This is a genomic window from Parageobacillus galactosidasius, assembly GCF_002217735.1.
In the GTDB taxonomy this organism is placed as follows: Bacteria; Bacillota; Bacilli; order Bacillales; family Anoxybacillaceae; genus Parageobacillus_B; species Parageobacillus_B toebii.
Genome location: NZ_NDYL01000001.1, coordinates 652840 through 676018 on the forward strand (window position 1 = coordinate 652840; position 23179 = coordinate 676018).

At 44.0% G+C, this 23179-nt stretch carries 21 protein-coding genes, 3 pseudogenes and 1 riboswitch; of the genes and pseudogenes, 22 read left to right on the forward strand and 2 right to left on the reverse strand.

Annotated features, from left to right (window positions below; all coding sequences use genetic code 11):
* Positions 1-188 precede the first annotated feature (188 nt).
* The 5 genes and pseudogenes from B9L23_RS03550 to B9L23_RS03570 all read left to right on the forward strand — a co-directional run bounded on the left by B9L23_RS03550 (position 189) and on the right by B9L23_RS03570 (position 5562).
* The gene (locus B9L23_RS03550) at positions 189-2267 is read left to right on the forward strand and encodes a carbon starvation CstA family protein (RefSeq protein ID WP_081188665.1); all 2079 of its coding nucleotides are present in this window, start codon (positions 189-191) and stop codon (positions 2265-2267) included.
* A complete protein-coding gene (locus B9L23_RS03555; protein WP_017435755.1) occupies positions 2260-2463 on the forward strand; it encodes a YbdD/YjiX family protein in 204 nt (67 codons plus the stop codon). Before B9L23_RS03550 ends, B9L23_RS03555 begins: the two co-directional genes overlap by 8 nt.
* A 157-nt stretch (positions 2464-2620) precedes the next feature.
* Positions 2621-2740, forward strand: a pseudogene (locus B9L23_RS21635) (RNA-guided endonuclease TnpB family protein); the annotation flags it as partial.
* 96 nt (positions 2741-2836) lie between these two features.
* Complete coding sequence (gene panE, locus B9L23_RS03565; RefSeq protein ID WP_081188664.1) at positions 2837-3763, forward strand: 2-dehydropantoate 2-reductase; 927 nt, start codon at positions 2837-2839, stop codon at positions 3761-3763.
* A gap of 134 nt (positions 3764-3897) precedes the next feature.
* The gene (locus tag B9L23_RS03570; RefSeq protein WP_062679177.1) at positions 3898-5562 is read left to right on the forward strand and encodes a glycoside hydrolase family 13 protein; all 1665 of its coding nucleotides are present in this window, start codon (positions 3898-3900) and stop codon (positions 5560-5562) included.
* A gap of 149 nt (positions 5563-5711) precedes the next feature.
* Here B9L23_RS03570 and acmB read toward each other — a convergent pair whose 3' ends face one another.
* The gene (gene acmB, locus B9L23_RS03575) at positions 5712-6917 is read right to left on the reverse strand and encodes a methyl acetate hydrolase AcmB (protein WP_062753961.1); all 1206 of its coding nucleotides are present in this window, start codon (positions 6915-6917) and stop codon (positions 5712-5714) included.
* Between the two features lie 461 nt (positions 6918-7378).
* Between acmB and B9L23_RS03580 the strand changes: the two genes are divergently transcribed.
* Both B9L23_RS03580 and B9L23_RS03585 read left to right on the forward strand, forming a co-directional pair.
* Positions 7379-7909 (forward strand): YfiT family bacillithiol transferase, encoded by a 531-nt coding sequence (locus tag B9L23_RS03580; protein ID WP_089096893.1) that lies wholly within the window; start codon positions 7379-7381, stop codon positions 7907-7909.
* A gap of 292 nt (positions 7910-8201) precedes the next feature.
* Positions 8202-9401 (forward strand): MFS transporter, encoded by a 1200-nt coding sequence (locus B9L23_RS03585; protein ID WP_245842283.1) that lies wholly within the window; start codon positions 8202-8204, stop codon positions 9399-9401.
* Between the two features lie 61 nt (positions 9402-9462).
* Here B9L23_RS03585 and B9L23_RS03590 read toward each other — a convergent pair whose 3' ends face one another.
* Complete coding sequence (locus B9L23_RS03590; RefSeq protein WP_062679179.1) at positions 9463-10647, reverse strand: class I SAM-dependent rRNA methyltransferase; 1185 nt, start codon at positions 10645-10647, stop codon at positions 9463-9465.
* Positions 10648-10803: 156 nt separating this feature from the next.
* Here B9L23_RS03590 and B9L23_RS03595 point away from each other — a divergent pair, with 156 nt between their 5' ends.
* From B9L23_RS03595 to B9L23_RS03655, 15 genes and pseudogenes are all read left to right on the forward strand, one after another.
* The gene (locus B9L23_RS03595) at positions 10804-11118 is read left to right on the forward strand and encodes a YbjQ family protein (RefSeq protein ID WP_062753956.1); all 315 of its coding nucleotides are present in this window, start codon (positions 10804-10806) and stop codon (positions 11116-11118) included.
* A 73-nt stretch (positions 11119-11191) separates the two neighbouring features.
* Positions 11192-11299: riboswitch (TPP riboswitch) on the forward strand.
* Between the two features lie 109 nt (positions 11300-11408).
* Entirely contained in the window at positions 11409-12104 is a 696-nt protein-coding gene (gene tenA / locus B9L23_RS03600) for a thiaminase II (RefSeq protein WP_081188659.1), read from the forward strand.
* Positions 12091-12678, forward strand: coding sequence for an ECF transporter S component (locus B9L23_RS03605; RefSeq protein WP_089096894.1), 588 nt, complete (start codon positions 12091-12093; stop codon positions 12676-12678). The genes tenA and B9L23_RS03605 overlap by 14 nt, the downstream gene beginning before the upstream one ends.
* Before the next feature lie 20 nt (positions 12679-12698).
* Complete coding sequence (locus tag B9L23_RS03610) at positions 12699-14150, forward strand: ABC transporter ATP-binding protein (protein ID WP_081188657.1); 1452 nt, start codon at positions 12699-12701, stop codon at positions 14148-14150.
* Between the two features lie 13 nt (positions 14151-14163).
* Positions 14164-14946: an energy-coupling factor transporter transmembrane component T family protein gene (locus B9L23_RS03615; RefSeq protein WP_089096895.1), complete on the forward strand. Its 783-nt coding sequence runs from the start codon at positions 14164-14166 to the stop codon at positions 14944-14946.
* A gap of 16 nt (positions 14947-14962) precedes the next feature.
* On the forward strand, positions 14963-15571 hold the full coding sequence (tenI, locus tag B9L23_RS03620) for a thiazole tautomerase TenI (RefSeq protein ID WP_089096896.1): 609 nt from the start codon (positions 14963-14965) through the stop codon (positions 15569-15571).
* Between the two features lie 43 nt (positions 15572-15614).
* Positions 15615-16745 carry a glycine oxidase ThiO gene (gene thiO / locus B9L23_RS03625; RefSeq protein WP_089096897.1) on the forward strand — a complete coding sequence of 377 codons (1131 nt, stop codon included), beginning with the start codon at positions 15615-15617 and terminating at the stop codon, positions 16743-16745.
* The gene (thiS, locus tag B9L23_RS03630) at positions 16745-16948 is read left to right on the forward strand and encodes a sulfur carrier protein ThiS (RefSeq protein WP_012749311.1); all 204 of its coding nucleotides are present in this window, start codon (positions 16745-16747) and stop codon (positions 16946-16948) included. The genes thiO and thiS overlap by 1 nt, the downstream gene beginning before the upstream one ends.
* Position 16949: 1 nt before the next feature.
* On the forward strand, positions 16950-17717 hold the full coding sequence (locus B9L23_RS03635) for a thiazole synthase (RefSeq protein WP_012749312.1): 768 nt from the start codon (positions 16950-16952) through the stop codon (positions 17715-17717).
* On the forward strand, positions 17714-18739 hold the full coding sequence (locus B9L23_RS03640; RefSeq protein ID WP_012749313.1) for a thiazole biosynthesis adenylyltransferase ThiF: 1026 nt from the start codon (positions 17714-17716) through the stop codon (positions 18737-18739). The genes B9L23_RS03635 and B9L23_RS03640 overlap by 4 nt, the downstream gene beginning before the upstream one ends.
* Positions 18740-18968: 229 nt before the next feature.
* Positions 18969-19121 (forward strand): annotated as a pseudogene (locus tag B9L23_RS19840) (RNA-guided endonuclease TnpB family protein); the annotation flags it as partial.
* Between the two features lie 638 nt (positions 19122-19759).
* Positions 19760-19882: pseudogene (locus B9L23_RS19845) on the forward strand (RNA-guided endonuclease TnpB family protein); the annotation flags it as partial.
* Between the two features lie 402 nt (positions 19883-20284).
* A complete protein-coding gene (locus tag B9L23_RS03645) occupies positions 20285-21553 on the forward strand; it encodes a hemolysin family protein (RefSeq protein ID WP_012749314.1) in 1269 nt (422 codons plus the stop codon).
* A 123-nt stretch (positions 21554-21676) separates the two neighbouring features.
* Complete coding sequence (locus B9L23_RS03650) at positions 21677-22489, forward strand: amino acid ABC transporter substrate-binding protein (protein ID WP_081188654.1); 813 nt, start codon at positions 21677-21679, stop codon at positions 22487-22489.
* Positions 22476-23177, forward strand: coding sequence for an amino acid ABC transporter permease (locus B9L23_RS03655; RefSeq protein WP_089096898.1), 702 nt, complete (start codon positions 22476-22478; stop codon positions 23175-23177). The genes B9L23_RS03650 and B9L23_RS03655 overlap by 14 nt, the downstream gene beginning before the upstream one ends.
* Positions 23178-23179 lie beyond the last annotated feature (2 nt).

The window sequence follows — 23179 nt, forward strand, 5'->3', positions numbered from 1 at the left end:
TTTTTGGAATAATAAAACAGTTATCCAAAATTCAACAAATTAATATTAGGCAGGAATGTTCAGAGTAAAAAAGATATGGTGATAAAACGACTATAAAAATATTTATCCTTATAATATTTAGAAAATATTCTTTGAATTTTTCAGAATAGTTAATATAATATTATTAAAACAACAAAGGGGGAAAAGACGTGAAAGGATTAAAATCGGTCTTGCTTTGGGGGCTTATTTCCGCTCTTGGGGCGGCAGGGTTTGCCGTTCTTGCATTGAACCGCGGCGAGACGGTAAATGCGATTTGGCTGATTGTCGCGGCTGTCTGTACGTATGCGGTAGCATACCGTTTTTATAGTAAATTTATCGCTCGCAAAGTATTTGAACTTGATGACAGTCGCAAAACGCCTGCGGAAGTGTTTAATGATGGAAAAGATTATGTGCCGACAAACAAATGGGTATTATTCGGCCATCATTTTGCGGCGATCGCTGGCGCCGGACCGCTTGTCGGACCGATTTTAGCAGCGCAAATGGGATATTTGCCTGGCACGCTTTGGATTATTATCGGCGTTGTTTTAGGCGGTGCTGTCCAAGATTTTATTATTTTATTTGCGTCTATGCGGCGCAATGGCAAATCGCTTGGCGAAATGGTGAAGGAAGAAATTGGCCCGGTTACAGGGTTCATTGCATCGCTTGGTATTTTAGGAATCATGATTATTTTATTAGCTGTTTTAGCATTGGTAGTAGTAAAAGCGCTTGTAGGAAGCCCTTGGGGAATGTTTACTATTGCCGCAACGATTCCAATTGCGATTTTGATGGGAGTTTACATGCGCTTTATTCGTCCAGGGCGTGTGGCGGAAGCGTCATTAATGGGATTTATTCTGCTTCTTGTTTCTCTTGTCGCTGGACAATATGTGGCGGAGCACCCGACATTAGCGAAAATCTTTACATTGAAAGGTGAAACGATCGCGATTTTAATGATTGCTTACGGATTTGTCGCATCTGCTTTGCCGGTGTGGCTGCTGCTTGCGCCGCGCGACTATTTGAGTACGTTCTTAAAAATCGGGACGATTGTTGGTTTAGCGCTGGGAATTTTAGTTGTTGCTCCAGACTTGCAAATGCCGGCGCTGACGAAATTTGTTGACGGCACTGGTCCTGTGTTTGCTGGTGACTTATTCCCATTCTTATTTATTACGATTGCCTGTGGTGCGGTGTCTGGATTCCATGCACTTGTTTCGTCCGGTACAACGCCAAAAATGATTGAGATGGAGAGCCATGCCCGCCCGATCGGCTATGGAGCCATGTTAATGGAATCGTTCGTTGCAGTGATGGCAATGATTGCTGCGTGTATATTAACTCCTGGAGTATATTTCGCGATTAATAGCCCAGTTGCTGTGATTGGGCAAGATGTTGTGCAAGCAGCAAAAGTCGTGTCTTCATGGGGATTTACAATTACGCCTGACATGCTGACGGAACTTGCGAAAGATGTCGGCGAGCAAACGATTTTATCGCGGACTGGCGGAGCGCCGACACTAGCGATCGGAATGGCTGTCATTCTCTCTAATGTGATCGGCGGCAAAGCATTAATGGCCTTCTGGTACCATTTCGCGATTTTGTTTGAAGCGCTCTTTATTTTAACGACGATTGATGCGGGTACACGCGTTGGCCGTTTTATGATTCAAGATATTATGGGCACTTTCTACAAACCGCTTGGCAAAACAGATTCGCTAGTTTCCAATATTATCGCGACGACGCTGTGTGTTCTTGCTTGGGGATATTTCCTATATCAAGGGGTAGTCGATCCTCTGGGTGGCATTAATACATTATGGCCGCTTTTCGGTATTGCCAACCAAATGCTGGCAGGAATTGCGCTTTTATTTGGAACGACGGTTTTATTCAAAATGGGCAAAAAAGCTTACGTTTGGGTGACATTGGTCCCAACGACATGGCTTTTAGTGGTAACGATGACGGCAGGATTCCAAAAGCTGTTCCATAGCAATCCAAAAATCGGTTTTCTAGCTCATGCTAATGCCTTTAAAGATGCATTAAATCAAGGTAAAATTTTAGCACCTGCAACCAATGAAGCACAAATGCGGCAAATCATTATGAACGACTACATTGATGCAACGCTTTGCGCGATTTTCATGCTTGTTGTGATTGCCATGTTGATTTCGGCAGTAAATATGTGGATAAAAGTATTGAAAAACAAACATGTACCGTTGAAAGAAGCACCTTATATTCCAAGAGATGGAGGAAATGAGGTTAAACATTATGCGTAAGTGGCTTCATACGATTCTTTCCTACCGCAAGCAATTTCTTGATTTGCTGGTTGGTGTTCCAAACTACGAGAAATATGTAGAACATATGAAAACACATCATCCAGGAGAGCCGATAAAATCAAGAAAAGAGTTTTTCTGCGAAGTGCAGGAAGCGCGCTATAACGGCAAAGGCGGAAAAGTATCACGCTGTTGCTGACATAAAAAGGGGAAACTATTCCCATACTCATCAAGTTAAGAATTTTGGTCTTTGTGCATCGTCAAAAACATGGTATCCTTTCTAACGAACACTCCACGTTAGAAAGGATTTTTTTCATGGAAAAACAAATGAAAGCATGGATTCAAACCATTCGTACAGACCGTCAAGGGATCAGTTTTGTTGTCGAGCTTGTGGGTACGCTGCCCCTGCCGACAACGTGGCTGCGGAAAACATCCGCAGGGCTGCTGTCAACCAGCCGAACGCGGCAGCCAATTAGGCTAGTTGCAAGCCCACGGCTTTAGCCGTTGGGTAGTTGACTGTTTTGTCATAAGAAAAATAACTTTCTTTTTGTTTTATAAGGGGGAATAAATATATGCGTATACTTGTAGTCGGTGCAGGCGCAGTCGGCGGTTATTTCGGCGGAAGATTGCTCGAAAAAGGAGTGGACGTGACATTTCTTGTTCGCAAGCGAAGAAAAAAGCAGCTGCAAGAGAAGGGACTAGTGATTCATAGCGTTCACGGCGATGCGGTGCTGTCTCCGAAGCTGCTTGTAACGGGTGAGCAAGCCGAGCCGTTTGATGTCGTCATTTTTTCCAACAAAGCATACCATTTGCCGGAAGCGATTCGCGATGTGAAACCGTATGTTGGAGAAAAAACGATGATTTTACCGCTGTTAAACGGCATGGCGCATATGGAAATACTTTGGAATGAGTTTGGAAAGGAAAACGTGTTAGGAGGGCTTTGTTTTATCGAAACAACGCTGAATGAGCATGGAGAAATCGCGCAAACAAGCGCTTCCCATGATGTTCGATTTGGGGAATGGTCCGGGGAGCGGACGGAGCGCGTTCTTGCGTTGGAACAATTATTTTCCGGCTGCAACGCCCGTTTTCGTTTAAGCGAGCATATTGCGACAGATATGTGGAATAAATATTTATTTATCGCGACAATGTCAGGGGTGACGACGCTGTTTCGAGCGCCGATTGGACCAATTCGCTCTGGAAAGTACGGACAAGAAATTATTTTCGGATTGCTAAAAGAGATTGCGGCCGTGATGCGGGCTCATGGAGCACCAATTGCCGATGATATCGAAGAAAAACAACTGGCGCAATTAAACCGAATAGAAGCGACGATGAAATCATCGATGCAGCGGGATATGGAAAAAGGACAACTCATTGAAGCGGATCATTTGCAAGGATATTTGCTTTCATTGGCGGAACAATACGAAATCGAAACGCCACTGTTAAAATTGGCGTACCATAATTTAAAAATTTACGAGGCGAATCGCTCCAAAACAGAGTAAGAATAGAAAAAGCGCAGCTTTCTATGTATACAAAAGAAGGCTGCCTTCTTTTTTGCAAAAAAGATTGTATATTGGCATCATGTAGTGTACAGTTAATAGTGAAAACGTATGCACAAAAAGAGGAGGATACAGCCGTGAAGAAAGCTTGGTGGAAAGAAGGAGTCGCGTATCAAATTTATCCGAGAAGCTTCATGGATTCAAATGGCGATGGAATTGGAGATCTTCGCGGAATTATCGAGAAGCTTGACTATTTAAAAGACCTTGGAATCGATATCATATGGATTTGTCCAATTTACAAGTCGCCAAATGCCGATAACGGATATGATATTAGCGATTATCATGCGATTATGGAAGAATTCGGGACAATGGAAGACTTTGATTTATTGCTCGAGGAAATTCACCGGCGCGGCATGAAAGTGATTTTAGATTTAGTCATTAACCATACAAGCGACGAACACCCATGGTTTATTGAATCGCGTTCATCACGGGATAATCCGAAACGGGATTGGTACATTTGGCGTGATGGAAAAAATGGCAAAGAGCCGAACAACTGGGAAAGCATCTTTGGCGGATCGGCGTGGGAGTACGATCCGAAAACTGATCAATATTACTTGCACATATTTGATGTAAAGCAGCCGGATTTAAACTGGGAAAACGAAGAAGTGCGCCAAGCATTGTATAAAATGATTAATTGGTGGCTGGATAAAGGAATTGATGGATTTCGAGTGGATGCCATTTCACATATTAAGAAAAAGCCGGGATTGCCGGATTTGCCGAATCCGAAAGGGCTAGATTATGTCCCGTCTTTTGCTGGCCATATGAACCAAGAAGGGATTATGGATTATTTAAGAGAGCTCAAAATGCAAACGTTTGCGCATTATGACATTATGACGGTTGGAGAAGCGAATGGCGTTACCGTCGAGGACGCGGAAGAATGGGTCGGTGAGGAAAACGGCATTTTCAATATGATCTTCCAGTTTGAACATTTAGGGTTATGGCAAAAAGGAACGAATGGCGGAGTGGATGTGCGCCAATTAAAGCGCACGTTGACAAAATGGCAAAAAGGGCTGGAAAACCGCGGCTGGAACGCATTGTTTTTAGAAAACCACGATCAGCCTCGTTCTGTCTCGACATGGGGAAATGATAAGGAGTACCTTACCGAAAGTGCGAAGGCGCTTGGTGCGATGTACTTTTTGATGCAAGGAACACCGTTTATTTATCAAGGACAAGAAATTGGGATGACGAACGTCCAATTTTCGAATATTGAAGACTACAATGATGTTGCTATTAAAAGAATGTATCAAATCGAACGGGAAAAGGGTCGCTCCCATGAAGAAATTATGAAAGTGATTTGGAAAACAGGGCGCGACAATTCGCGAACCCCAATGCAATGGTCCGACGCGCCAAACGCGGGGTTTACGACGGGAACGCCATGGATGAAAGTGAACGAAAACTATAAGACCATTAACGTCGAGGCGCAATTGCGCGACCCGAACTCCGTCCTTCAGTTTTACAAAAAAATGATTCGGCTTCGCAAGGAGAACGAAGTGTTTATTTATGGAACGTACGATTTGATTTTAGAAAAGCATCCGACGATTTATGCGTACACAAGAACGCTTGGAAACGAAAAAGCGGTGGTTATTGTCAATTTAAGCGATAAACCAGCGCTGTATCGATATGATGGCATTCGATTAAGCTCAGAAAATTTGGTGCTGCAAAACTATGATGTAAAACCGCATAAAAACGCAACACGCTTTAAGCTGAAACCGTATGAAGCACGCGTATATTTGCTGAAATAGACAAAAGCTGCCGTTCATTTCTCGGCAGCTTTATTTTGCTTCGGTGTGGAAGAACTGGCGCTTGCCACTAGCAACAGTGAAAGCAAGAGAGTGAATGCGGAGGCGGCAAATCTGATTCTGAACAGCTATTTCAGTTTTAGACTCTCAGATCAAGTGGTAATTTGGCCTAAACGCTTCAATGTACTGTAGACCGCTGACTCGAATTCGATGAAGCCCAAGTATGAAGCTGTATCTTGGAATGGGAATATTTGAGAAGCCCAAAATCCACCAATGCCGTTCTTACGGTCGATCCAGTAGAACAGGTTGGCTAGACCAGACCACATCAATTGGCCTGCTGGACGACCTGTAGGGGTAGGATCTTCGTTTACCTGGAATGTATAGGACCACGATTTTTGCACGCCAGGATAGAACTCACCGTCATTAGCTAGCGATGGATCGGACGAGATCCAGCCGCCGCTCTTCAATGCGCCAAGCCCGTTCTGAGCCATTTGCGCGACCGTTTCTGGTTTGATTACGCCCGCACCGTCATTCAGGATCATCCGGATAAATTTCATATACTCACCAATGCTGGCATACAAACCATGTCCTCCCATGTCCATTTCAGGAGATTGCGGCAGGATGAGATCAGGCAGTGGTGTGATATTACCGTCTTTTGCGCGACTGTGGATGGTTGCGCGGCGTTCCATCATCGACGGCGTTAGCGTGAATCCGATGTCGGTCATACCTAGAGGAGCAAAAAGATGCTCGGCCATTACTTCACCCAGTCGCTTGCCGCGTACGGCTTCGACAACTTTGCCAACCCAGTCGATGTTGACGCCATAGTTCCATCGTTCGCCTGGCTCAAATAGCAGCACACTCTTAATCGAGTCAAAGGTACTAGTGAGGATGGAAGGTATTCCTTTTTGCTCGCGATATCTGCGATCCTCATGACTGAAGAACTCGTAACCGAAGCCAGCCGTGTGGAGCATCAGCATGTTGATCGTAATGTCGGTTTTAGGTTCTCTTAATTTAGGCTGCCCGTCTGCGTCAAACCCCTCAAGAACCTTAATCTCGGCAATCTCAGGAACATACTTTTTGACTGGATCGTCGAGACTGACTTTTCCTTCCTCGACCAATTGCATCAATACTGTGCCGGTGATGGCTTTAGTGGTCGAGAAAAGAGCAAACACTGTGTCGGTGGTCATCGGCGTTTCCTTTCCGAGTTCGCGCACCCCGGCTGCACCTTCGTAGATGTTGCCCTCGCGATCAGTTATCATTGCAACCACTCCTGGTACGCCTCCAGCCCTGCCTACAGCTTTATCCAAAACTTTGTCAAGAACATCCTTGAGAGCATTCTTGATTGCTTGCCTCGTCATATTTTCGTCATCCCCCTCATAAGCTCTATTAATTTTATAATTTTCTATTTTTTAAGAATATTGATTTTTTTCAAACTAAATGTATCATGCCAGGCAGGGCTTGTCAAATTATTTTGTACTGTCCTTTTGTAAACTTCGCCTGCGGCAATTATATCCGGTTCAAGGGAGTAATGATATGCCTTTCATATTAAGCAGGATTTTTCTATGGATTATAGAATATATGTAAGAAAAGGAGGTGTAGACCTGGTTGCTAAAATTGTTGTCGTGTACTGGCCGATGGAAGGAATGGTGCACGACAGATGCCGTCGCTGACAGCGATCTACGGGTTGTCTTTCACAGCAGGTGAGACATTGGGCTTCCCTTCCTGATGGAACCCAGGTGTTTCCTGAGCGGCAAGCGGTGTTTTCTGGTTCCATCGCGATGAGTCGATTTTTATAGATTTTAGTAACCAGGAAAAAATTATGGATGAAATTCGCTACCCGATTGGTAAATTTCAAGCACCGGCTGCGTTTTGCGAAGAAGATGCGAAACAGTGGATTTCTGATATTCGCCAAATACCAGTAAAATTGCGGGAGGCGGTCAGCGGATTAAATGAAGAACAGCTGAACACGCCGTATCGAGATGGTGGGTGGACGGTTGCACAAGTTGTCCATCACATCGCCGATGCAAGCATGAACGCGTTTTTGCGCACAAAATGGACATTGACGGAAGATGTTCCTTCGATTAAACCGTTTGAGGAAAATGATTGGGCAAAGACGACAGAAGCTCGTTCACTATATATCGAGCCATCGCTGCAATTGCTCGAAGGCCTTCACGAGCGGTGGGCGCATCTGCTAGAGTCGATGAGCAGCGATGATTTTCAGCGGAATTTTTATCATGAAGGTACAAAAGAGAACGTCCCTTTATATGTGTTAATCGCCATGCACGCATGGCACGGCAAACATCATACGGCGCAAATTGCTTCGTTGCGACAACGCAAAGGATGGAACTAAAAGCTGCCTAGACGGGCAGCTTTTTTATCTCATTATAAGATGGGAAACTTATGCTTGAAATTGCTGCGCCGCCTTATTAACAGAAGGAGAAGCAATATATCAGATTGGTCAATGTTATCCTAGCGAGCAGGATATGGCTTATTTGATAAGGAGATATATTGGGGGAAATTGGCTTTATGAATGATAGCGAAAAAATAAGCTGAACATATTTTTATAAATTTCCAATAAGCTTTTTACATAAAAAATTTATCTATTTATGTTACACTAAACTGTATTGAGTGTTCGGTTTAAAATGAATGATTGGAGGGAGTTTGCGGTGGGGGAACCACAAAGTCAAAACATCATAGATGCAACGAAGGAAAAAATTTGGACAAAAGATTTTATACTTATTTGTTTAGCTAATTTTTTTGTTTTTCTTGGATTTCAAATGACATTGCCGACGATTCCGCTGTTTGTCGAGCATCTTGGCGGCAATGACCAGCTGATCGGTTTAGTGGTCGGGATTTTCACATTTGCGGCATTAATGGTGCGGCCGTTTGCCGGGCATGCGTTAGAAACAAAGGGGCGGCGTTTTGTATTTTTGCTAGGGCTTGCGATCTTTGTCCTTTCGGTCGGATCGTACAGCTTTATTGCGAGCATTTTTTTGTTGTTTATGATGAGGGTTATTCAAGGCATTGGGTGGGGGTTTTCGACTACTGCCTCCGGAACGATTGCCACGGACATTATCCCTGCCAGCCGGAGAGGCGAAGGAATGGGGTATTATGGACTATCAGGGAATTTAGCGCTCGCTTTTGGGCCATCTATGGGGTTATTGCTCGCCGGAATGTTGTCATTCCGCCATCTTTTTTTGATTTGTGCCGTTTTAGGTTTGGCGTCACTATTGTTTGCTTCGAATATTACATATAAAAAAATCGGACAGCCGCAAGTGCAAGCGCGTAATAAATGGGATATTTATGAAAAAAGCGCGCTAGAGCCTTCAATTTTGCTATTTTTCCTTACGGTGACATTTGGAGGAATTGCCTCATTTCTGCCGCTATATACTGCACAAAAAGGAATTTCAGGAATCCAATGGTATTTCTTGCTATATGCGCTTGCGTTAATGGTAACAAGAACGTTTGCCGGCCGGTTGTATGATAGAAAAGGCCATCAGGCGGTGTTTATACCAGGTGCTGCACTGATTTTCATTGCAATGTTATTGTTGGCTTGGCTGCCAAGCAATGCGATTTTGTTTATCGCAGCGATTCTTTACGGGCTAGGGTTTGGAACGGTGCAGCCAGCACTGCAAGCATGGTCTGTGGAAAAAGCGGCAAAAAACCGAAAAGGAATGGCAAATGCGACCTTTTTCGCCTTTTTCGATTTAGGGGTCGGAGTAGGAGCGATGGTTTTTGGGCAAATTGGCCATTGGTTCGGTTACTCTAGCATTTATATAACTGCCGCACTATCCGTGTTGATTTCTATTAGCTTTTACTTATATATTTTGCATAAAAAATAAAACGCTTAGGACTGTATGACAGTCCTAAGCGTTTTTTTGTTTAGAAAATGGAACCATTTAGCTATCTGCGCGAATGCACTTCATAAATGGCAAATTTTAAATAGTCGCCTTCATCGGCAGCAAGCAGCTTTGGATGATCGTAGCCGGCGCCGCTCCAGTACACTTGCCGCAAAATTTTCTTCGCATCAAACGCCGCTTCTTCGATCATCGCTTGGAACAAATCAGCGTGAACATGGTACGAGCAGCTCGCTGTGACGAAAAAGCCGCCATCTTTGACAAGCTTTAAGCCGTTTAAGTTAATGTCTTTATAGCCGCGCAGCGCTTTCGGAACGGCTTGAGCTGATTTCGCAAACGCTGGCGGGTCAATGATGACAACGTCCCATTTCTTTCCATCGCGAACCGCTTCGCGCAAATAATCGAATGCATTGGCGACGACAAAATCGACGTTGGTAAAGCCATTGAGTGCGGCGTTGCGTTTTGCTGTTTCAATGGCGTGTTCGGAAATATCGACCGCAGTGACGTGTTTCGCACCATATAAGCACGCATTGAGCATAAACGAGCCAGTATGGGTAAAACAGTCGAGCACTGTTGTATCGCTGTTAATGAGCGGTTTAATCGCCGCTCGGTTTTGTCTTTGGTCGAAGAAAAATCCCGTCTTTTGCCCGTTTTCAATGTCGACGATATATTTGACGCCGTTTTCTTCAATCAGCACTTCCGTTTCCGACTGGCCATACCAAAAGCCTTTTTCTTGCTCTAGCCCTTCTAGCTCGCGGACATACACGTCATTGCGCAAATAAATCGCTTTTGGCTTAAATACTTCAAGCAAACCGCGCAAAATCCAGTCTTTCCGTTTTTCCATCCCGAGGGAAAGAATTTGAACGACAAGCACGTCTTCGTATTTATCGACGATCAGCCCCGGTAAAAAGTCAGCTTCACCGTAAATAGCGCGGCATGAGCGAACGCCGGGAATCATTCGCTCACGATATTCCCATGCTTTGCGGATTCGGTCGACAAAAAATTGTTCATTTAGCTCTTCATCAGGATTTTGCGTCAAAACGCGCACAATGATTTGCGATTTCGGGTTAATATAGCCCTTTGCCAAAAAGTAGCGTTGATGATTATATACGTCCACAAAATCGCCTGGTTCAAAGTCTCCTTCAATATAATCGACTTCGCTTTGGAAAATCCATGGATGTCCTTGTTCCAGCCGTTTTTTTCGCTTTCGTTTTAAAAATACGTTTGCCACGTTCTCCACTCCATTATGATATAGTCGTTTGCTTTTTCTATGATACAGAATTGCGGACAAAGACGCAACGCAGGCAAGTTTGTCGACATTTGGCAGGACTATTTTCTTCTAAACAGAATAACGATAAGCATAGATGAAAAGAAAAGAGGGATTGTGATGATTATCGCAACGACGGACTATGTACCAGGAAAACAAATAAAAGAGTATATCGGATTTGTACAAGGAAATACGGTACAGTCAAAACATATCGGCAAAGACATTATGGCTGGTCTGAAAACGATTGTCGGCGGAGAAATCAAGGCGTATACCGAAATGATGGACGAAGCGAGAAAAATTGCGATTGAACGCATGATAAACGAGGCGAAACGCCAAGGAGCAAATGCGGTAATCGGCGTAAGAGTCGCTACAGCGGCAATTATGGCGAATACGTCGGAAATCTTGGCATACGGTACAGCAGTCATCGTGGAATAGTAAAAAAAGGGTTGACAATGATATTTACCGTGATATGATAAATTCAAACAAGGGAAAATTTTTTATATTGGACGCAATCCACTAGGGGGGCCTTTAGAAAGGCTGAGATCAAAGTGTGCCTTTGAGACCCTTAGAACCTGATCTGGGTAATACCAGCGTAGGGAAGTGGAGTGGCGCAGTCGTGGGTTTTTCTGTGTTTTTTCGACGACTATGTGTGCAACACCACTTTCTTTACGCATCGTAAAGGAAGTGGTGTTTATTTTTTATAAAAAGAGGGGGGAGAGATAAAGATGTCATTTGCGATGGAATTGCGGAAAAAGGCCGATCCGATCTGGCAGGCAAGCTTTCGCCATCCTTTTGTGAGAGAGTTAGGGGAAGGAACGCTAGACCTTACTCGTTTTCGCTATTATGTGATGCAAGATGAGTATTATTTGCACCATTTTGCGAGAGTCCAGGCAATTGGGGCAGCGAAGTCTCCAGATGCAAAGACAATCGCGAGCATGGCGCATCATGCCCAAAGCACATGTGAAGCAGAATTATCTTTGCATGAAACGTTTTCCGAGCTGCTTGGGATCACGGAGGAAGAAAAAGCGTCATTTATTCCTGCGCCGACCGCATACGCGTATACGTCGCATATGTACCGGGCTGCGTACGAAGGGCATTTAGGTGATGTGATTGCAGCGATTTTGCCGTGCTACTGGCTTTATTATGAGATTGGCGAGAGGCTAAAGGACTGCAAGCCGAAAGAGCCGATCTATCAGAAATGGATTGGAACATATAGCTCCGAATGGTTTCGCAGCTTAGTAGAAGAACAAATCGCCCGTTTGGATGCGATTGCGGAAGCAGTCACCGAATCCGATCGCAAACGGATGGAACAGCATTTTCTTATTAGCAGTGAATATGAATACGAATTTTGGGAGATGGCATATCGCTTAGAAACATGGCCATCAGCAAGAAAGGAGATCAAAGAACATGTCAGCAACTAAAGGATTGAAGCTCGTTGATATTTTAACGACAATCGTGATTTCTGTCGTTTTTGGGATCATTTATAAAATTTGGGGACCTCTCTATTACTTTGTTAAGCCATTTGGGTTTCATGTTGATCAATTGATTTACGGCATGTGGTTTATCGCCGCATCGGTGGCATATTTGCTGATCCGCAAGCCAGGTGTTGCGCTGTTAGCGGAAATTGCTGCTTCTTCTGGAGAATTTATTATGGGCTCAGAGTGGGGGCTAGAGGTGCTTATTTACGGAGTCGTTCAAGGGCTTTTGGCGGAAGTGGTGTTTGCTGCGTTCCGTTATAAACGGTTTGACGCATTGGTCGTGTCGTTAGGGGCGATTGGTGCGACGATTGGCTCGCTTGTGATGGATTTTTATAAAGGGTATATTGAATCGCTGGCTCCTTGGAACTTGGCATTATTCCTTATTGCCCGCTTTATTGGCGCAGTGGTGATTGCCGGTGTTTTTGCCGTTTCTTTAGTAAAAGCGTTAGAAAAAACTGGTGTGACGCAAATGTTGCGCCCGGCTTCGAAAGAAGATTACGATGCGCTTGATCGTTAAAAAAGGTGGCGTGTGAACCGATGAAACCGATAGCATCTGTTGAACGGCTGCGCTTGAAATTTCCTGGAAAAGATACATTGTTATTTAAAGATTTATCGATCACGTTTTACGAAGGAGAAAAAGTGTTGTTGCTCGGTCCATCCGGATGCGGAAAATCAACATTGTTGCAAGTGCTGTCGGGCTTGATTCCGCATTCGATCGATATTCCGATGAAAGCAGAGCGAGTGCAGCTTCCCGATAATTGGGGCTACGTCTTCCAAGATCCCGATTCGCAATTTTGCATGCCGTTTGTCGATGAAGAAATCGCCTTTGCGCTCGAAAATATCGGTGTGCCGCGCGAAGAGATGAAAGAGCGGATCGAGAAGCTGCTAGAGACAGTTGGTCTTTTTGTAGAGCCGCATACCGATATTCATACACTATCGGGAGGAATGAAGCAACGGCTCGCCCTTGCTTCCGTATTGGCGTTAGATCCAGATGTACTGTTTTTGGATGAACCAACGGCAATGATTGATGAAGAAGGAACGGAAGCGATTTGGCGGACGGTGAAACAAATTGCCCATGATAAAACGGTCATCATTGTCGAACATAAAATCGATCATATACTCGATTTTGTCGATCGGATTATTTTATTTAATGATAACGGCGAGATCATTGCTGATGATAAAGCGCAAACGGTGTTTTCCGATTACAAAGATATCATTGCTTCACAAGGAATTTGGTATCCCGGTGTATGGGATGAATATATAGCGAAGCGGCAACGCCAGCGAGTGAATGTTCGCCAAGAGGAAATTATCCGCCTTCGCGAGTTCCAAGGCTATCGCCTGCGCGATGTCAAAATACGCGTGGAAGAAGCGACCGTATGCGCAGGAGAATGGATTGCCATTACCGGCAAAAACGGCGCTGGGAAAAGTACGCTCTTGCATGCGCTGATGAAGCTCATTCGCACAGACGGGACGTATGAGTTATACGGAAAAGACAGCAAGCAGTTAAAACAGCTTCATCGTTTGATTGCATTTGTCTTCCAAAATCCGGAATTTCAGTTTGTTACTAATTCTGTACGAGAGGAGATTGCTTATTCGCTTCGTTTAGAAAAACGAGAAGAAGCGGAAATTACGGAAACGGTCGAACAATTTCTGCAGAGATTCCACCTTCGAAAACAGCAAAATCAGCATCCATACCAACTTTCCATGGGACAAAAGCGTCGTTTAAGTGTGGCTGCATCGATCGTAAGCGGACAGCAAATTTTCCTGCTCGATGAACCAACGTTTGGGCAAGATGCAAAAAATACGTTTGCGCTGCTTGAGTTATTGGAATCGTATCGCGAGCAAGGAGCAACGATTATGATGGTCACCCATGATGAGAACATTGTCAAATATTTTGCCACAAGAAGATGGGTGATTGAAGACGGGCAGCTGGTGAAAGATGAACGGATTTCTCCTCATCCATCCAAAGCGGCTGTGCTGTCCGTGTAGGGAGGTATAGATGATGAAATGGAACATTCATTATCGAGAAACATGGTTGCATCATACGAATCCGAGCTTAAAACTTATGGTGCTCATTTTGTTGTTTATCGTTGTTTTATTCGTACACAACCCAAATGTTTTAATCAATTTTTCGTTCGGTCTTCTCTTGTTATTTATACTGTATACCGGCTATCCATGGAGGTTTTTGCTGCTATTGTTTTTGCCGTTTTTTCTTGTATTTGTGTCGACCGCGTCATCGATGATTTTGTTTGGTGAAGGTTCGACGACATGGTTTCGCTGGGGGCTTATCCATGTGACGGAAGAAAGCTTTTTGCGCGGAATGCATCTTGGATTTCGAGCGCTTTCGTTCGCGCTCCTTGGGCTTTTGTTTTCCCTAACGACAAGACCGGTCCGCTTATTTTATTCGCTGATGCAGCAGTTAAAATTAAAGCCAAAATACGCTTACAGCTTTTTAGCAGGCGTTCGCTTAATTCCGATTATGATCGAGGAATTTCAAACTGTAAGAAACGCGTTAAAAGTACGAGGGGTTGTCCATAACGGATTGTTCGAAAAAATGAAGCGGTATGCGATTCCGCTTTTATCACAAAGCATCCGCCGTGCCCAGCGCATCGCTGTTGCGATGGAAGCAAAGCGTTTTTCCAACAGCGCAGAGCGTACGTTTTATTATGAAATCGGGTTTAGTAAATATGATATCGTCCTTGTTGCTGTTTTGATTGTGGTGACAGCAGCGGCTTATTACGCCGGGATTTATTATCCGTACATTCCGGTGGAAGATGTGCGGTAGAAAGCAAGGGATCAGAATGGAAAGACAACTTCATATCATTTCAACAGGAAAACAGCCTTTAGACCAGTTCGTTGCGATTTGCGCCCGCGTTCATCCATATGTAGACGCGATTCATGTGCGGGAAAAAATGAAAACAGCAAGGGAAATTTCCGAGTTTCTTACAGCGTTAATCAAGCAAGGAGTGCCGCCTAGAAAAATCATCGTGAACGACCGAATTGATGTGGCGGTGGTTTTTGGAGTAAAAGGAGTCCAGCTTGCGCACCATAGTTTGTCTGTGCGGAAAGTAAAACATCATTTTCCTTCGTTGTCTATCGGTTGTTCGGTTCATTCGATCGCGGAAGCGATGGAAGCGGAAGAAAGCGGTGCTGATTATTGTATATACGGCCACGTTTTTGCTACTGGAAGCAAAGTAGGGGTACCGCCGCGCGGAATAGAATCATTGCGAAGTGTCGTCAATCACGTGAATATTCCTGTTATCGCGATTGGCGGCATCCATTCCAATAATGCAGAACAAGTACTGAAAGCTGGTGCGCACGGGATTGCCGTCATGTCAGCAGTATTTTTTGCTGAAGATCCTGTTGGCGAAGCAAAGAAACTTAAAAAAATTATAGAGAAAATGGCATGAACGAGGAAGAAATCGTTAGCAGAAAAGGGAAGAGGGGATTTAAATGGAACGTTACCATTACGACGTTGTGATTGTCGGCGGCGGAATTATTGGCGCTTCTATTGCTTTTCAGCTGGCGAAACGTCATTTTCGCGTCGGTGTGCTTGAAAAAGGGCGGATTGCGAGCCAATCATCAAGCGCGGCGGCAGGAATGCTTGGAGCGCAGTCTGAATTTTCCGAAGAGAGTCCGCTTATTCCTCTCGCTCTCAAAAGCAGGGAGATGGTTCCTGAACTTGCGAAGGAATTAAAGGAACTCACCGGAATCGACATTGGGCTTGTACAGAAAGGCATGTTGAAAGTGGCGGTGACCGAGGAAGAAGCGGCGGCCCTCCGTCGCCATTACGAATTTTGGCAGCATACCGATTATCCAGTACGCTGGCTGTCGATGGATGAGGCAGCGGAAATAGAGCCGAATGTTTCCCGCGATTTAGCGGGCGCGATGTACATCCCATCAGACGGACAAGTGAGCGCTTCTGATTTCGCTGCCGCTTTTGCGAATGCCTCGATTGCCTATGGAGCAAAGTGGCATGAGTATACGGAAGTCATCGATTTACAACAAGCAAATCATTCATACATGATTCGCACCAATCATGGAACGATCGCAGCCGATGTTGTGGTTATTGCGGCAGGAGCATGGTCTTCGCGTGTTCTTGCCAAAACGGGCATATCGTTGCCGATGTATCCAGTCAAAGGGGAATGTCTTCTTGTAAAAACAGAAAAACCGTTAATTCAAGCGACCTTATTTGCGAAAAACGGTTGTTATATCGTTCCAAAACGAGGAAATCGCCTGTTGATAGGGGCAACTTCGACACCGCACACATTTGACCGAAAAGTATCGATTCATGGAATCATGAGTTTGCTTGAACGTGCGCATCATCTTCTTCCAGAAATGAAAAATGCGGAATGGGAAAAAGCGTGGAGCGGCATCCGTCCGCAAACGAGCGATGGCTTGCCATACATAGGGGAGCATCCGTGCTATCCGAATGTATGGATCGCGACAGGTCATTACCGGAACGGAATTTTGTTAAGTCCGATCACCGGCGTATTATTAGCCGATCTCATTGAAGGAAAAGGAAGCGAGGTCGACCTTGCTCCATTTTCACTTACAAGACATCAAGCAAAGGTGGGGAAGTGATGGAACTCATTATTAACGGCGAATCGATTCATGTTCCAGATGAAGTGAAAACGGTTAGCGATTTGCTTGCCCATTTTCAGTTAAACAATAAAATTGCGATTGTCGAAGTAAATTTAACGATTATCCCAAAACAGCAATATGAAACAACAACATTATGTAATGGCGATAAAGTAGAAATCGTTCATTTTGTAGGAGGCGGTTGATATGTTAAAAATCGGGCCATATGAATTTCAATCAAGATTGTTGCTAGGAACAGGAAAATATCCAGACTTGGAAGTACAAAAGCAAGCAGTGGAAGTGTCAGGTGCGGAAATTTTAACGTTTGCTGTTCGACGCATGAACATTTTTGAACCAAACCAGCCTAATTTTTTGGAAAATTTAGATCTTACAAAATATAAACTTCTTCCAAATACAGCGGGGGCGAAAACGGCGGAGGAAGCAGTGCGAATCGCTCGGCTCGCCAAAGCGTCGGGATTATGTGATATGATAAAAGTAGAAGTGATCGGCTGTGAGAAAACATTGCTTCCAGACCCAGTGGAGACGTTAAAGGCAACAGAGATATTGTTGGAAGAAGGATTTATCGTTCTTCCATATACTTCTGATGATGTTGTGCTCGCAAAACGTCTGCAAGAGCTTGGCTGTCATGCGGTTATGCCGGGGGCTTCGCCGATCGGTTCCGGACAAGGCATTGTCAATCCGTTAAACTTAAGCTTAATTATTGAACAGGCAACTGTCCCGGTGATTGTTGATGCTGGAATTGGCAGCCCGGCGGACGCGGCGTTTGCAATGGAGCTAGGGGCTGATGGTGTGTTGTTAAACACTGCTGTTTCTGGTGCAGCCGATCCGGTTAAAATGGCAAAAGCGATGAAACTTGCTGTGGAAGCCGGACGTCTTGGCTATGAGGCAGGCAGAATTCCTAAAAAACGGTACGCAACAGCAAGCAGTCCAATGGAAGGAATGAGTGTTGTTTGATTGAACGGTATTCTCGACAAGAGTTATTTGCGCCAATTGGCGCAGAAGGACAAAAAAAGATTATGCGGAAACATGTGCTCATTATTGGTGCGGGTGCGCTAGGAACAGGAAATGCAGAGGCGCTTGTGCGGGCAGGCGTTGGCAAAGTCACCATTGTTGACCGCGATTATGTCGAATGGAGCAATTTGCAACGTCAGCAATTATATAGCGAAGCGGACGCAAAAGAATGTATCCCAAAAGCAATTGCTGCAAAGCGGCGGCTTGAAGAGGTAAATTCTGATGTCGCAATTGATGCCATCGTCGGCGATGTAACGGCACAAGAGCTTGAAGAGCTTATTGCAGAGCGAAAGCCCGACCTTTTGATTGATGCGACAGATAATTTTGATATACGTATGATTATTAACGATGCTGCGTATAAATATCGCATCCCGTGGATTCACGGCGCGTGTGTCGGAAGCTATGGCATTAGTTACGCGTTTATCCCAGGGAAGACCCCATGTTTTCACTGTCTGCTCGAAACGGTGCCAGTAGGCGGTTTGACATGTGATACAGCAGGAATTATCAGCCCTGCTGTGCAAATGGTCGTCGCCTATCAAGTAACGGAAGCATTAAAAATTCTTGTTGAAGATTGGGCGGCGCTGCGCAATAAACTTGTGTCGTTTGATTTATGGAAAAATCAGCATACGGCGATTCGCATTGATCAAGTGAAAAAAGAAGATTGCCCTACTTGCGGCACTCATCCATCGTATCCGTACCTTTCTTATGATCAACAGACAAAAACAGCGGTATTATGCGGACGAAATTCCGTACAAATTCGCCCGGCTGCGCCTCGAAACTACAACTTGCAAGAGCTGGCTGAATTATTTGTCAAACAAGGATTGCCCGTAGATGTCAACCCGTATCTTGTCTCTGTATCGCTTGGAGAGCGACGGCTTGTTGTCTTTCAAGACGGACGCGCGCTCATTCATGGGACAAAGGATATTCAAGAGGCAAAAACGATTTATTATCGCTATTTAGGCTAGGAGCTTCTATTATGAGAAGCTCTCTTTTTGTGTTTGTAGCTTTGCCAAAAGGATTGTCGATTAGCCTTTTTTATAATAGAGTAATAAGTATTACCTTTCTCACGAGAACATCCGCCGGAAGCCCACTGCTTTAGCTGTGGAAGGAAGGTGGGGTTTATATTTTCAGTATATATTGAATTTTTTCGTTCAATATAAGTACACTGGATTTAGAAAGGTAGGTGAATCAAGAATGCTCTGCACTCTCAAGATTAAATTAATGCCAACTCTTGAACAGTTTCATGCGCTGCTGGAAACAATGAAACGGTTTAACCAAGCATGCAACTATATTAGCGAGATTGCTTTTCGCTCCAGAACCTTTTCCAAAACGAAAATCCAGCGGCTTTGAGGACATCTTTGGCCTCGAAACGGCTGCTTGATGCCTATAGTCTCGATTCTCTAGACAACAAGGATGACACGGAGAAGCTGGCGCGATATCATCCATTCGACCTTGAGTCCCTAAAGGAGCTTAGCCAGCCTCTGCCTGATGACTAGACCGAACGAAGGAATGTAGGCGCAAGGATGCCAAGAGACATGGGAGGGTTCGTCATCATCAGCGATGCAGAGATCCACGGTGCATCCCATACGCTTCCCCCACTACAACCAAATTTAACCAGTAGTGGCCGCGAAGCGTACCCCATCAATGTAAGATATACACATATTTAAGAAATAATGTTAGAAACTTTGTCGAAAAATATTTTTTTGACACCCCTGAAACGGCTACAACCGTTGATATATCAACATTTATAGAGGGAGGTCATAAGTAGTATTGGGAGGTATGTATCAACAGCTGGCAAAGTGTATATGGCGGTTTAAAAGTACAGAGGTTGGCGGTGCATAAATACATATAGGGCTTTACATGTGCAGCGTGCCTGTCACGCCCCGATATATGTCGAGATTTGTAGAAACAGAGGGTCATAGATTGGCTCTCTGCTTTTGTTTAAAAAATTCATTCCCAAGCAGGAATTTGGTTCGTTTTGTCGAAACAGACCGTCAAGGGATCAGTTTTGTTGTCGAGCTTGTGGGTACGCTGCCCCTGCCGACAACGTGGCTGCGGAAAACATCCGCAGGGCTGCTGTCAACCAGCCGAACGCGGCAGCCAATTAGGCTAGTTGCAAGCCCACGGCTTTAGCCGTTGGGTAGTTGACAATAAAATGCAAGGGGAAAAAATGGATTTGTCAAAAAGTTGTATAAAATGTCTTACGTATTGAGAAAATTATTGTGTTAACATAACAATGGGGATGATTATCGTTAGGAGGGGCATTTATGGAGGAATTATCCGTAACGTTAAACATTGCTTCATTGCTTGTGCTGATATATTTTATCGGTTCAATCATCATCGAGTCATAAAAAGCTGCAGGGATCATCCTGCAGTTTTATTATATTTTAGACGATAGGCGTTTTGCGAATAGGCTTTTTGTGAAAAATTTGATATAATGTAATAAATACAATGGATAATACTAAAATACTAACAAAGTACGTTTTTTTATTTAGGAGAGTGAAGATTCTTTGGGAGAGTTGCCTCTGAGTCTGTTAGGGTGGTTTTTTCTTTGTATCGTGTTAGTTGCCTTCTTTTCTTCGGTGGAAGCCGCATTTTCTTCAGCGAATAAAATTCGCTTGAAAAATTATGTGGAAGAAAATCACCGTGGCAGCAAGCGAGTAAATTACATTATGGAAAACTTAGATCGCGTCTTATTGACGGTGCTTGTTGCAAACAGAGTCACAAGTATTGTTGCCGTTGCGTTTTTAGCAGATATTGCGACAACGATGCTTGGGGAGCGTGCAGGTCTTATTGCTGCGATTATTGTCATGACCGTGCTTCTTTTAATCTTCGGTGAAATTTTGCCAAAATCGATTGCGAAAGAGCATGCGGAATCGCTATCGATTCGTTATGCCGGAATTGTTTACGCATTGATGAAACTGCTTTCACCCATCACGACATTATTTAACGCTGTAAAAGAGAGCGTAGCGAAACGGTTTACGAATGGAACGGTTGTTCCAGCAGTAACGGAAGAGGAAATTAAAGTGATGATTGATTTAAGTGAAGAAGAAGGCATTATTGACAACAAAGAAAAAGAATTAATTCACCGTTCGCTCGATTTTGATGAAATTTTAGTTGGAGAAATTTTTACGCCACGGTCAGATATGGTCGCTGTGGAAGTAAATCAGCCGATCGAAGCAATTCGAGATGTTTTTCTTGAAGAAAAGTACTCCCGTATACCGGTGTATGAGGAAGATATTGATAATGTGATTGGTATTTTATCTGAAAGGGACTTTTTTAGTGAGCTTGTACAACAAAAAGATATAAACATTCGCGCGTTATTACGCAAGCCGCTGTTTGTCGTGGAATCAATGAAAATTTCTGATTTGTTGCCGGAACTTCAAAAAAGCAGAGTGCATATGGCAATTGTCATTGATGAGTTTGGAGGAACAGCAGGATTAATTACGCTTGAAGACATTATTGAACAAATTGTTGGAGAAATATGGGATGAGCATGATGAAGCGGTAAAAAATATTCAACAAATCGATGAAAACAGTTATGAATTTAACGCTGAACTTCCGCTTGATGAATTTTGCGAAATAATGAAAATTGATGCACCGGAAAGCTCTTCCCATACGTTAGGCGGTTGGATATTTGAAATGTTTGAACGCGTGCCGAATGTCGGCGAAACGCTGCATTATGGTCCGCTTACTTTAACCGTACGACAAGTCGAAAATCGCAGAATTAGGAAAGTACTTGTTTCATTAAATGAGCCGCCGTTAGTGGAAAATATGTAAGGAGCGAGAAGCTCCGTTTTTTGTTTTGTCGTTTATACTCTTTTATTGACATCTTATACAAACTTTTTTATTATGACATATGTCGCTAAAAACCAATCGGAATGATGGAGGTTAAAAAAATATATGAAAAGATTTTTTCTCAAAAGTTTGCTTCTTTTGTTGACAGCTTCGATTTTGTTGTTGGCCGCATGCGGCAATCAGCAATCCAAGGAAAAGTCGGGCAAGCAAGAAACCGACTTGTTAGCGCAGGTGAAAAAATCGGGGGAATTGCGCATTGGAACAGAGGGAACATATCCGCCGTTTACGTTTCATGATAAAAGCGGAAAGTTAACCGGTTTTGATGTGGATTTGGCAAGAGAAGTAGCGAAGCGTCTCGGCGTCAAGCCTGTGTTTATGGAAACACAGTGGGATGCGATGTTCGCGGGATTGGACGCAAAACGTTTTGACATGATTGCCAATGAAGTCGGAATCCGCCGGGACCGGCAAAAGAAATATGATTTTTCTGATCCGTACATTACTTCTATGGCGGTGTTAGTCGTTCATAAAGATAACAATAAAGTATCTAAATTTGAAGACATAAAAGGACTAAAAGCAGCGCAATCGATGACAAGCAACTATGCGGATTTAGCGCGGTCGTATGGCGCTCAAATTGTTGGTGTGGAAGGATTTAATCAAGCGGTTGAATTGTTAAGCTCCAAGAGGGTGGACGTTACCATTAACGATAATCTATCCGTTCTTGATTTCCTAAAACAAAAGCCGAACGCGCCAATTAAAATTGTGGCAAAGCATAAGGACGCTTCTCAAAGCGGATTTATGTTCCGCAAAGGCAGCGAAACGTTAGTGGAAGCTGTGAATAAAGCGTTAGAGGACATGAAAAAAGACGGCACATACGCAAAAATTTCCGAGAAATGGTTTGGTGAAGATGTATCTAAATAATGTGCTAGCAGACCCTGAACGGGTAGACCGATTAGTATCTATCGCGCAGAGTTCCCTTCTCCCGCTGGTGAAGGGGGCTTTGTATTATACGATTCCACTGACGATTATTACGTTTACTATTGGATTAATATTGGCGATTGCCACGGCATTGGCGCGCATTTCCGGAGTAAAAGTATTAGAAATTATCGCGAGAATATACGTATCCGCCATTCGCGGAACACCGCTTCTTGTCCAGTTGTTTATTATCTTTTACGGCCTGCCGAACATAGGCATTACGATTCCTTCGTTTTCTGCGGCGATCATTGGTTTTTCGTTAAACGTCGGCGCGTATGCTTCAGAGATTATTCGCGCCGCTATCTTATCGATTCCGAAAGGGCAGTGGGAAGCGGCGTATTCGTTAGGAATGACATCGGGGCAAGCGTTGCGCCGGGTAATATTTCCACAGGCAGCGCGTGTGTCGATTCCACCGTTGTCCAATACGTTTATCAGCTTAGTCAAAGATACATCGCTTGCATCGCTCATTCTCGTTTCGGAAATGTTTCGCAAAGCGCAAGAAATTGCCTCGACGAACTACGAATTCTTGTTGTTATATACTGAAGCGGCAATCATTTATTGGATTATTTGCTTTCTACTATCAATTGTGCAAAACCGAATCGAAGAGCGTTTAAATCGTTACATTGCACGATAGCG